This is a genomic window from Acidobacteriota bacterium (assembly GCA_020845575.1).
Classification (GTDB): Bacteria; Acidobacteriota; Vicinamibacteria; order Vicinamibacterales; family Vicinamibacteraceae; genus Luteitalea.
In genome coordinates this window covers 16854-28678 of the sequence record JADLFL010000051.1, presented here as the reverse complement: position 1 = coordinate 28678, position 11825 = coordinate 16854, and the positions used below count along the sequence as shown (strand labels likewise).

Here is an 11825-nt window from a genome sequence, read left to right as displayed (position 1 = left end):
CCGGACGCCGAAATGACGGCGATAAAGGTTCAGCTTGGAGAGCAAAATGACACTCGCAAAGAAGAAATAAGGCTGCCGGACAGGGGTAGCTTCGCCCTTCTGGTCACACGGACCAGTTGGGTCTTGCTCGGTTAAGGGTGCTGGAAGGTCGGCTCGAGCGCCTCGGCGTCGGCCTTCCTGCTGCCTGCTCAGATCACGCGCTGGCGGGCCATAGACACGATTCGGGTACGACGACGGCGACTGAACGCTGGAGCAATGTGACCGAGACCACCAGGCGATCGCGGTCCTTCACCGATTGCACGACACCCGCCGCGCCGGCGAGCGGGCCGGCCACGATGCGGACTTGTTCCCCGATCTGGAGGAACGGCCACGGCTCGAGCGTCAGGCCCGACCGCGTCAGCACCTGCAGCGACTCGATCTCCTCGTCGGGGATCGGCTCCGGGACCTTTCCGATGCTCACCACGTGCAGGACACCCGGCGAGGTCAGGATTGGCAGGCGGAACTGCACATCGAAACGGCAGAACAGGTACCCGGCGAACAACGGCGTGTCCACCGTCTTGACGCGGTCCGACCAGCGGCGCCGCTCGCGGTGCATGGGAAGGAAGTACTCATACCCCTTTCCATCGAGCACGTCCGCCACCACGCGCTCGGCGCGGGGCTTGACACGAAGGGCGAACCAGGCGAGGTCTGGCATGGGTCAATTCTGAGAGTTTCGTCCGTGCTACCGCCCCGTCAGTCCCATTTCTGAAGCCGGGACATCTGGAAATGGGGCGTTGATCCCCCATCTCGCGACCGCCGCGTCTTGAAGCGATCCGCGCCCACCGGAACCAGGCCGGCGCACGCACACGAGTCGAACACCTGCAAAGACGCTGGCCATCCAATCGGCACGGCAGCGATCTTCCGCAGTCGAAGACCTTACCACACCGCAAAAGCTCGTCCGGTGACGGCTGAGTGACGCGGACAAATGGGATAAACGAAAAGAGGCCCGCTGCCTGAACACAGGCAACGGGCCTCGAAGCGGGATGGGCCCGGGTGTCCGGGCCTTCCGTCAGGGAAAGGGTGTTCTCAGAAGCGGCGGCGGATCAGGCCGAGGCCGGAGAGGCCGAGGCCGAGCAGCGCGAGCGTCAGGCCACCATCGGGAACGGAGATCTGCTGCGTGCTGTACGACACGTTGTCGAACTCGAACGCGTTCGACGTGCTCCTGGCAACCACGGTGTCGAAGCCGTTCACAGACGTGAAGTTGGCATACACGGTGCCGTCTGCCTGCTGGCTGCCATTGGCAGCGGCCAGCACCTGGCTACCAATGAATGAGGTGACGACAGCGCCGCCCTTCTTGAATTCGAGCGTGTTGTAGTTGTCAACCGAGCCCCAGAGCAGGCCAAACGAGTGCTGGAGCGCCCCTCCGAAATACAGCGTCACCGTCCCGGTACCGGTGGTCAGGTAGTTCGTCGCATCCTGGCCAGGCACGGGCAACTGGTCAGGCGAACCAAACCCGATACCGTTCGCGCCAGACAGGAAGGGTGCAGCGTACACTCCGCTCTGTGAGCCGTTGACCACCGCGGCGTTGCCGGTGAAGCTCACCGTGATGCCGCCGGTCGACTGCGCGGCGTTTCCGAGCGTCAAGTCGTCGAAGTTGACCTTGTTGCTGAAGTCCGCGGCACCGCCGACACCACTTGTTCCGGCAACCAGAATGACATCGGCGTGCGCCAGCGAACCCACGAGCATGGTTGCGGCGAACGCGAGCACGAGAGACTTGTTCATATTCATCGTGGTCTTGTAAAAGCACGCCCCGTGCCAACGGCTGAGCGGGCGGCTCGCAATACTCCGCTGAGTCTGCGTAAAGTGTTGTACTGGAATGTGTTCCGTGTCGTCGCCACAGCCGGGCGACGATGCGGTCATCGGGGCCATGTCAGCCGAAACCGTAAACCGGGCCGACGCCGCGTCGGCGGGCGCAGACCGCAAGCTGGCTGGCCTGGCGAAGGGGCGTGGGAAACGACGAAGGCCAGGGGGTGAGCCCTGGCCTTCGAACTGCCGCGATTGCCTGCCGCCCTTGGTGCGGGCTAGCCGCGGCGGCGACGGGCGAGGCCGAGGCCGGTGAGGCCGAGGCCGAGCAGGACGAGCGTGGCCCCACCGTCGGGCACGGGCTGCTGCGGGTTGCCCTTGATGACGTATACCTGATCGATCACCACGTCGGCCGACGGGACCAGGCTGGTGTTGAAGACGAACTCCACCAGGTACGGACCGACGTCGAGGTACTGCGCGCCGGAGTACGTCACCCACTGCTGCGGCATGCTCTCGTGGACGTTGTAGTTGGCCAGTTCATCGTCTGCGATCCGCCCCACGAAGCTGGCGTCGCCCGCGTTGTTGTAGCCGTTCAGCGGCGCGTAGGCGCTGAAGCCGATCTGGTAGATCCCGGCCTCGGCGATGTGGATCGTCTGGTAGAGACTCTGGTTCTCGCCCAGATCCGACACGAAGTACGCCGCGTGATCGCCAACCGGATCCGTTGATGGCGTCCAGGCGTTGTTGTGGGGGATCGGCTCACCGAACGCGCCGGTCGGATACCCCGCCGTGGAGTCGTAGAGGATGGCGACGGGAGGGAAGCCCTGTCCGTCCGTGCCGCCGATGGTCCAGCCATTGAGACCATCCTCGAAGCTGCCGTTGATGACGAGGTTGTCAGCGCGGGCCTGCCCTGCCCCCATGACCCCGAGAACTGCCAACCCGACCATTGCTCGAATGACGAAATGTGTGTTTCGCATGCCCTGCCGTAAAATCCAAACGGCGTGCCACACACGATTCGTGTGATTTGCGCCATCAATCGTCGGGCGGGAGAAGAAGCGAGCAAAGATCGGTAAGATCTTCCGACTCAACAATTTAGCTCATCAATTCAACGTCGGCAAGCTCATCTGAAGCAAAATCTGAACCGTTCGAGCGGTGGCTGAAAAAGGAGGAGGGATGAGCAGGGAAGGGACGTGGGCGCAGAAGAGGCCGCGCAAACGGACGGCCCGCTGCCCCCGGGGAAGGGACAAGCGGGCCGTTCAAGGTTCTCCGAACGAGTTCGGTGTCAGCCGATACGGCGGCGGAGCACACCGAGGCTCGTGAGGCCGAAGCCGAGGAGTGCGAGCGTCAGGCCACCGTCGGGAACGGACGTGGCATCACCGTGGACCGTGAAGTCGGCTGCCAGGCCCGTCGGACCGCTGACGCCCTGGTAGCCCGGCGCCTGCCCACCAGTGTTGGCGATGAAGAACTTCACCGTGTTGAGGCCGGACACGACGGTCCCCTGCCTGCTGGCCGAGTACGACGTAGTCCACGGACTGGGCTGGCCGATGTTGTTCACGCCCAGGCTCGCCTCGTTGAGTTTGATGTCGGTGAGGTAGTCGTCGGACAACCACCGGAAATCGAACGTAGTGGTGGTGGCGGCTCCCGCCCAATTGAAGGAGAACGCGTACTCGTACGTGTGGCCAAGCACGCCCCCCTGAGTCGCGTTCGACTGATCGGCCGCCCAGGAGATGTACTTGCCTGTGGTGATGGCGGCGTTTGGCAGTACCGGCCACCCATTCGCCGTCGACGTGACGATGTACGCGGCCACACCATCCACCGTGAACAGGTCGTCGCGTCCGTTGTTGTCTGTGTCTGTACCGGTCGCGTAGATGAAATCCGCCCGGGCCGATGAGGCCACGAGCAGCGACGCGAGCGCGAGAAGGGCTATCCGCTTCATTGAAAGACTCCTTGGGGGCAATCACCTTCCTGGCGTCGCCATCCGATTGGTCGCCCCCGGCCTCCGCCAAGGGATTCGCGCGGTAAAACATCAAGAATCGGGCCAACGCCGACTCGCGTGCTTCCTGCGAAAAATCTGGGTGCTTCACGAGGTCAGAAGCCCAACCGTAAAGGTTAGCGACGTCGACGCCTCTCGCGGGCCGAAAAGGGCGGAGAGCCGGCCATCCCATCCATGCGCACAGGGCTAGCGCACGGGGGCGGCGTCGCTGAACGACTCGTCAGTGGCCTGCCTGACCTCGTTCGAACCGTCGGTGATGAAGTAGCGAACACCCGAGGTGCCGGGGTCCAGCGGGACGGCCGTGGCGGTGAAGGCCGTCACCGAGTCGGCGCAGGCCGGCGACTGACCGCTGGCGGTGGGCTGCGCGGGCACCGACATCGCGATGCGGTAGCCCCCCCTCTCGATCGTGTCGGCCACGGTCAGGTCGGAGGAGAGCAATCCCTTCGCGCCGAGGCTCGTCAGCGTCGGCGCGTAGCGCCCGGTACACTCGGTCGCGCTGTAGGTGGTCTGCGCTGTGCCGATGCTGCGCAACGACCCGATCGCCGACGCCTCGTTGCCGGCGATGAGCGCCTTGCGGGCGCTCGTCACGCACGTGACGTATCCGCCGGCCAGCACGCCCACGATCAGCGCCAGCTTGCTGATGCGCGCCAGCCCCCATCCCTCGTCCTGCGCCATGTTGGCCTCCTCGGTGGGGCGACTATAGCGCAGGGCTCAGCACCGGCAACCGGCAATGGGCAACCGGCAGCCGGTTACGTTCCGGCTCCTACGGCAGCAGTCGGCCTTCGACGCCGGCGCGCGCCAGGCGATCGAAGTACTGGTACGCGGCCCGTGAAATGTCGGTGATGGCCTTGTCGCCGGACGAGGAGTCGGCGAGGAAGCTGGTCATCACGCACAGGAGGTACGGGCGGCCTTTCAGATCCACCCAGGCGACTTCCGTACGGACGCCGTCGAGACCGCCGGGCTTGGCGGCGACGGGGACGCCGGAGGGGACGGCGGCGCGGATGGCGGTGGGACCGTACTCGCGCATGATGCGGATCGCCTCGGCCTGGCTCGCCGGCCGGAGGCCGCGGCCCGTCCTGATCGCGTCCATCACGACGAGCAGGTCGTTCGGGCTGGCGACGTTCTCTTCACCACGCGTGGCGGCCTCGCCGTCCATCATGCGGCGACGCAGCTGATAGCCCTTCGCGCCGAGCGCCTGCATGTGGCTGGCGATGGTCTCGCGGCCGAGCGTGTCGATGAGGACGTTGGTCGAGGTGTTGTCGCTGAGGAGGATCATCAGCAGCGCGTGATCGCGCAGCGAGAGGACCGGTGCGTGGAGGCGCTGGAGGATGCCCGATCCGCCGGCGCGGCTCGATGGCGCCAGCGGCTTCGGGTCGTCGAGCGCCACGCGGCCGGCATCGGCCTGCACGAACAGCTCGTGCAGGATGCCGATCTTGATCGCCGACGCCGTCGGGAACGGCTCGTCGGCGCGACGGACGAAGCGCTGGCCGGACGTCAGGTCGACGACTGCATAGCCGACGCTGCCGTCCACGCCCGACGCGATGGCCTCCAGCCGTCGCTCGAACGTCGTCGCGAGTTCGGCGGTCTTGCTCGCCGGTGCCGCCGTCTGCGTTTGCGCTGCGAGACGACAGACCGAACTCCCCACGCCGAACAGCGCCCACGCTAGCAGCGCGCCAACCACACCCACGCGCACCCGTGTTCTGGAAATCGTCGTCACGCTCTGCATTCCCGGCATCGCGGCATCGTGCCCGTCATCATACGGCGCGGACGGCCATCACGGTGATGTCGTCGTTCTGCGGGGCCTCGCCGCGGAAGGCGACCACGGCGTCGAAGACGGCGTCGACGATCGCGCGCGCCGGCTTGCCACGCTGCGACTGGACGACGGTGGCGATGCGGTCGCGGCCGAACTCGTCGCCATCGAGGTCCATCGCTTCCGAGACGCCATCCGAGTAGAACAGGAACACGTCGCCCTTCGTGTAAGGAATGACGCACTCGTCGTATTCGATCCCCGGGAACGAGCCGAGCGGCACGCCCGTCACGTCGATCCACTCCACGACACCTGCCGCGGTGAGTCGCAGCGGATACGGCACGCCGGAGTTGGCCACCGTGACCGTGCGCCGCCTGACGTCGAACAGTGCGTAACAGAGCGTGAGGTACATCTCCAGGAGCTGACGCTCGTGGAGGATCGTGTTGGTGATCTGCAGCACGCTGGCCGGCGTGACGGCCGTGTGCACGTAGCGCTTCCGGTACGTGCGCGACCGCACGAGCTCGGACGCGAACGCGCTGTAGAGTGCCGCGGGGACGCCCTTCCCCGAGACGTCACCCAGCACCACCACGAGCTGGTTGGCGAGCGGATCGAGATAGTCGTGCAGATCGCCGCCCAGTTCACGCGCGGCTTCGAAACGCGCGGCGATGTCGAGGCCGCGGATGCGCGCGGGGATCTCGTGCGGCAGCAGGGCCGTCTGCACGCGCTGCGCGGTGCGCAGTTCACGCTCGATGCGCGCCTGGTTGGACGCCAGCTCCTGGTACAACCGTGCGTTCTGGATCGCGATCGCGAACTGCCCGGCGAGCAGCGTGGCGAACTCCACGTCGCCCGCGTCGAACGCGTCGCGCTCCTCCGTACTGAGGTCGAGCACGCCGATGCAGTCGCCCTGATAGAGCAGGGGCACCGCCATCTCCGACGTCACCGAGTCGAAGAGCGTGATGTACCGCGCGTCCTGGTGCACGTCGCCCGACACCACCACCTCGCGGTGCAGGGCGGCATATCCGGTGAGCCCCTCACCCACGGGGACCGACGTGACGCGCTCGTCGACGCCGTACGGCGACGCGAGATGCTTCACCTCGAGCCGCTGCGACAGCGCGTCCATCAGCAGGATCGCGAAGGCCTTGTAGTCGATCACCTTGCGCGTGGCGGCGGCGAGGCGCTCGAACAGGACGTCGATGTCGAGGATCGACGAGATCTCGCGGTTGATCTCGAGCAGCGTCTCGAAGACGCGCGCGTTCCTGGCCGCCTGCGAGTAGAGCCGCGCGTTCTCGAGCGCCGTCGCCGCGTGGACGCCGAACTGCCTGACGATCGCCAGGTCCTTCTCGCTGAACGCGTGGCGATGCGCCGAGAGGACGTTGAGCGCGCCGATCGTCCGCGTCCGGTACACGAGGGGGACGACGATCGACGAGCGCATGCCGGGAACGAATCCCTTGTAGTGCGGGTCCTGGTCGAGGTCGTTGACGAGCACGGCGCGACGGTCCTGCGCGGCCATCCCGACCAGCCCCTCGCCCACCTGGAGCCTGATGGAGTCGGCGACGCCGGCGGGGTAGCCGAGCGAGTAGTCCACCCGCAGTTCGCTGCCCCCGGGGTGCAGCATGTAGATGGCGAACGCATCGAACTGGATCAGGCGTCCGATGAGGCGCGGGATCGTCTGGAGCAGGTCCTCCAGCGACAGCACGGACATCACCCGTCGTCCGAGGTCGAACAGCGTGCGGAGCGTGTCCTGATCGCTGATCACCCGGACCGCCGGGGCCGGATCGCTGGACGGATGGGGGTGGGTCACGTGCCGGGGGCGCCGCATGGTGCGACGGAGACGTCGGACACCTGCGGCGAGTGGGGGATTATACTGCCGGAGCGCATGGAACTGACCGTCCCCTTCGACTACCAGGCCATCGAACGGATCCTGCCACATCGCTATCCGTTCCTGCTCGTGGATCGCATCACGGAGTTCGAGGTGGATACGCGCGTGGTGGGCGTCAAGAACGTGACGGGCGACGAAAGTTACCTGTCGCGCGTGACGGGCCAGCCGCCGGTGCTGCCGCCCACGATTCTCACCGAGGCCGTGGCCCAGGTGGGGGCGATCCTCATTCTGGCCAAGCCGGAGAACCGCGAGAAGCTGATCTACTTCATGGGGATCGAGCGCGTGCGCTACAGGCGGCCGGTCCACCCGGGCGACACGGTGGTCATCGAGGCGCACGTGCAGCGCCTGCGGAGCCGGATGGGCGTGCTGAAGGGTGTGGCGCGCGTCGGTGATGCGGTGGTGGCCGAGGGCACGATGACGTTTGCCCTCGGACCACGCAACGCGTTGGGTGACGGGTAGATTCCGGCAACGGGCAACCGGCAAACCGGCAACCGGAGCACCTTCCGGGCACCGGGCGCCGGGCACCGGATTGTAGGGGCACCCCTTGTGGGTACCCGACCCCTTACTGCAGGTTGCCCTTCTTCGCCGCCAGGTTGGTCACGACCTGCGTGACGGCCTTCTCCGTGGCTTCGCCGATGACCGTCTCGCGGAAGTCGGACGACCCCATCGACACACCGCCGCCACCGCCCCCACCACCGCCGCCGGCCCCGCCGCCGAGCATGAGACCGCTGCGCGACGACTCGGCCTGACCCTTCGCGCTGATGAGGATCTCGCCGGTGGAGGTGTCCACCATGCGGACCGTGATGGCCACTGTCGCCGTGCCCTTCGACGTGCCCACCTTGCCGAGGCCGAACTTGCCGCCGCCGAAGCCGCCGCCACCCACGCCGAGGTTCCGGTTCTCGGTGCCGAACTTGGTGATCGACCCGACAACCAGGTACTTCACGCCGAGCGCCTTGCCGATCTTGGCGACTTCAGAGGCGCTTGGGTCGGCACGATCGCTGTTCGAGAAGTTCTGCTCGGCGAGGATCGCGTCGAGGCGCTTGCGCTCGATGACCCTGAACGAGCCGTCGTTCACGAGCTCGTCGACGATCAGATCGGCCACGCCCTTGCCGATGTCCCAGGTCCCCGACCACCACTGCTGGACGGCGCCGAAGTCGAGGTCGAGCACCGCCACCGTGGGACGCGACGCGCGCCCCTGGGCTGCTGCCTCGCCGGGCAGCGCCACGAAGGCGAGTGCGACAGCACCGGCCGTGACGAGCGAACGAAGGAAAGTACGCATCAACGTCTCCATGACCTTTCTTGGTCCTGCGCCCGGGAACGGCTCCAGCCAGTCTGGAGCGGGCCGGCGGCGGGGAGGCACCTCCCCCGGGCATCGCGGGCTGCATGCTAGAGTGAGCCCGCGTTCATGGCCGCACTGATCGAAACGGACAGTCGCCCTCCGGACGAACAGCCCTGGTTGGCGTTCGTCGCGAACGCGCCAGTCGGTCTGGCCGTGGCCAGGCTGGACGCGCGGGACACAGGATGCACGATCGCGACCAATCCCGCGCTCCATGTCCTGTTGCGCGGCGCGAGCGGGACACCGCCCGATCTGCTCGCCGACACGACATGGGTGGATCCCGAAGAACGGAATCGGTTGATCGCCGCCTTGCATGAGGACGGCGGCGTCCACGACATGCCGGCCCGCCTGCGTCGCGCGGACGGGACCGTCGCGTACGTGGAAATTTCCGCAACCCACGCCACCGACCGGCCCTCGCATGCCTGCATCGTCGTGCGGGATGTGGGGGAACGACGACGGCGGGAGGAGCAATCGCGCGATCTGTACCAGCAGCTGCTCCAGGCCGAGAAGATGGCCGCCCTCGGCCAGACGATGTCGGGGGTGGCGCACGAGTTGAACAACCCGCTGGGTGCGATCCTCGCGCTGGCCGAGCGCCTGCGTCTCCAGGGCGCGCGCACACCGCTTGCCGCGGGCCTCATCACGCTGCACAAGGAAGCCGAACGCGCCGCTCGCATCGCGCGGCAGCTCCTCACCTTCGCGCGCAAGCGGCACACCACGCGCCTGATGGTGCCGATCAACGAGGTGGTGGCCGAAACGGTGCGCCTGCGCGAAGCGGACCTCCAGCGCGAAGGCATCCGCGTCAGCACCTTCCTCTCGCCGGACCTGCCCGAGGTCTTCGCCGATCCCCACCAGTTGCAGCAGGTCGTGTTGAACCTCCTGATCAACGCCGAACATGCGCTCGTGGCCGGCGGCGACGGCGGACACGTGCGGCTCCGCACGAGTGCCGACGGGCCCGACACCGTCTGCATCGAGGTCAGTGACGATGGACCGGGCATGAGCGCGGAGGTGCTGGGGCGCATCTTCGACCCGTTCTTCACGACCAAGGACGTGGGCGAAGGCACGGGTCTCGGACTTGCCGTTGCCCAGGCGATCGTGGCCGAGCACGGCGGCCGGATCGACGTCGACTCGACACCAGGTGCCGGCGCACGGTTCGCGATCGTGCTGCCTGCCGCGGGGGCCACAGTGAAAGCCTCGCGCGCGCACACGGCGCCGATCGCCGACACGAGCGACAGGTTCGGCGACGGCCTGCGCGTGCTGCTCGCAGACGACGAGCCGGCGCTGGCGGGCGCCGTCGCCGAGACGCTGCGGGACGCGGGATTCGACGTGGAGCTGGCGCACGACGGCGAGGAAGCGCTGGCGCGCGCACGCGCGCAGACGTTCGATGCCGTCATCTGCGACCTGCGGATGCCCCGCGTGGATGGTCCGACGTTCTATCGGACCATCGCGGAGCTGTCGCCGCCTCAGGCGCGACGGGTGATCTTCGTCACCGGTGACGTCACGGGCACCGAAGCCGCGAGCTTCCTCGACGAGAGCGGCTGCCCCTGGCTCGCCAAGCCCTTCCGGCTCGTGGAGCTCCTGCGCGTCGTGCGCGACGTCGTGGGGTAGGCGAGCAGCTTCCCTTTCGGCGTCGCCGCGTCGAGCACGGCGTCGGTCGTCGCGGCGCGCAGGCTGCGAGCCTGCTGCAAATCCACGAGCGCGGCAACCATGCGTGTGCCGTCCGCGTAACCGTCGCGGAGCAGCGCGTCCTTCAATCGCGTGAGCGCACGCGCGTGCAGCTGCGAGATGCGCGACTCGTTCACTCCTAGGGCCTGTCCGATCTGCTTCATCGTGGCGTCCTGGAAGTAGTAGAGCGACAGCAGGCGGCGATCGCGTTCCTGGAGCCGGCCCATCGCCGTCCGCAGGCGATCGCGCCGTTCCACCGAGACATACCGCTCGTCGGGTGAGGGCGGCACCGCGGGCACGCATCCGGGGGGCAGGTTCGCGTGCTCGCTGTCGCTGCCCGACGACGATGACGTGGCCTCGATGGTGTTGATGCGCACGATGGTCCGGCCGAGCCGCTCCTCGTCGGTTCCGAGGTGCGAGGCGAGGTCGGCAAGCGACGGCTCGCCGCCGGTGGCTACCCGAAGCGCTTCGCGCGCGGCTTCGAGCTCGCGGCGCATGCGGCGTACGCCGCGCGGCCAGGCGTCTCGGCGAAGGGCGTCGATCATCGCTCCGCGCACGCGGCGCTCCGCGAACGTCTCGAAGCGGATCCCGCGTTCCTCGTCGTAGCGGTGGACCGCGTCGATGAGGCCGATCATCCCATCCTGCACGAGGTCGCCGACGTCGACGCCCGAGGGCATCGAGGCGGCCATGCGGCGCGCGAGGGCCTCGACGAACGCCCGGCTGGCGATCACTCGACTCTGCTGGTCTTCACGAAGGGGCAGCAACACGTCAGTCTCCTGTCACTCGCACGCCGGCTGGGAGTCGGCAGCTCCGGACTTGCACCGGGGCCGCACTCTTCTACAGCAACGTCGGTGCCAGAAGGCTTGACGGCACGGCCTGATTCAAGAAGTTCAATGTGTAGAATTACTTACGGTCAGAGTCGCGGCGAGCCTGGAGCCTGGATCGCGGCGGGTCGACGGGATATTGACACCGCCGACCGGGCCATTCGTCAGTATTTTGACGGAGGGTTGATCACGTGCTCAGGGAGCTGCTTGCGGATTTCCTTCACCGCGTCGAGGGCACCGACGGCGGCCTGCACGACATCGGCGGCGCGGGCGCGGGCGGCCGCGTCGGCGGTCCGCGCCTCGATCAGCTCGGCGTTCACCAGCACGATGCCGAGATGATTGTTGAGGCGATGGAAGAGTTCTGCGAGGGGGCCCAGGCTTGTCATGACTGGCACGTCGTGTTCTGGGGATGTATCGGAGTGAGCGCGCGCGCACTACAGAGCTGCGGTGGATGGGCGCGAAGGGTGGTGTCGGGGGACGCTCCTGGTTCCGCCATCCGGAGATCCGTCACTCCGGCGCGGGATCTCGTGAAAGGCGTGGGGACCCCCAGCCCCTCGCCTGTGACTCGCCTGCGCGACGGATCTCCTGATTTCGGACGGATGGCT

10 protein-coding genes and 1 pseudogene are annotated in these 11825 nt (G+C 67.2%); 2 read left to right on the top strand and 9 right to left on the bottom strand.

Going from position 1 to position 11825, the window contains the following annotated elements; all coding sequences use genetic code 11:
- Positions 1-193: 193 nt before the first annotated feature.
- The 7 genes and pseudogenes from IT182_14485 to IT182_14455 form a co-directional block, all read right to left on the bottom strand.
- Complete coding sequence (locus tag IT182_14485) at positions 194-694, bottom strand: UpxY family transcription antiterminator (protein ID MCC6164554.1); 501 nt, start codon at positions 692-694, stop codon at positions 194-196.
- Positions 695-1065: 371 nt separating this feature from the next.
- Positions 1066-1908 (bottom strand): hypothetical protein, encoded by an 843-nt coding sequence (locus IT182_14480; protein MCC6164553.1) that lies wholly within the window; start codon positions 1906-1908, stop codon positions 1066-1068.
- 152 nt (positions 1909-2060) lie between these two features.
- A pseudogene (locus IT182_14475) lies at positions 2061-2141 on the bottom strand (VPDSG-CTERM sorting domain-containing protein).
- Between the two features lie 920 nt (positions 2142-3061).
- On the bottom strand, positions 3062-3715 hold the full coding sequence (locus tag IT182_14470; protein MCC6164552.1) for a hypothetical protein: 654 nt from the start codon (positions 3713-3715) through the stop codon (positions 3062-3064).
- A gap of 243 nt (positions 3716-3958) precedes the next feature.
- Positions 3959-4447 carry a hypothetical protein gene (locus tag IT182_14465; protein MCC6164551.1) on the bottom strand — a complete coding sequence of 163 codons (489 nt, stop codon included), beginning with the start codon at positions 4445-4447 and terminating at the stop codon, positions 3959-3961.
- Between the two features lie 88 nt (positions 4448-4535).
- Positions 4536-5507 (bottom strand): serine hydrolase, encoded by a 972-nt coding sequence (locus IT182_14460; GenBank protein MCC6164550.1) that lies wholly within the window; start codon positions 5505-5507, stop codon positions 4536-4538.
- A gap of 19 nt (positions 5508-5526) precedes the next feature.
- Entirely contained in the window at positions 5527-7338 is a 1812-nt protein-coding gene (locus IT182_14455) for a GAF domain-containing protein (protein MCC6164549.1), read from the bottom strand.
- A 57-nt stretch (positions 7339-7395) separates the two neighbouring features.
- Here IT182_14455 and fabZ point away from each other — a divergent pair, with 57 nt between their 5' ends.
- Entirely contained in the window at positions 7396-7857 is a 462-nt protein-coding gene (gene fabZ / locus IT182_14450; GenBank protein MCC6164548.1) for a 3-hydroxyacyl-ACP dehydratase FabZ, read from the top strand.
- A 103-nt stretch (positions 7858-7960) separates the two neighbouring features.
- On the opposite strand, the gene IT182_14445 is transcribed toward fabZ, so the two are convergent.
- The gene (locus tag IT182_14445; protein ID MCC6164547.1) at positions 7961-8677 is read right to left on the bottom strand and encodes a hypothetical protein; all 717 of its coding nucleotides are present in this window, start codon (positions 8675-8677) and stop codon (positions 7961-7963) included.
- 126 nt (positions 8678-8803) lie between these two features.
- Between IT182_14445 and IT182_14440 the strand changes: the two genes are divergently transcribed.
- Positions 8804-10339 (top strand): response regulator, encoded by a 1536-nt coding sequence (locus IT182_14440; protein MCC6164546.1) that lies wholly within the window; start codon positions 8804-8806, stop codon positions 10337-10339.
- 1045 nt (positions 10340-11384) lie between these two features.
- Here IT182_14440 and IT182_14435 read toward each other — a convergent pair.
- Positions 11385-11606, bottom strand: a complete 222-nt coding sequence (locus IT182_14435; GenBank protein ID MCC6164545.1) for a hypothetical protein — start codon at positions 11604-11606, stop codon at positions 11385-11387.
- Positions 11607-11825 lie beyond the last annotated feature (219 nt).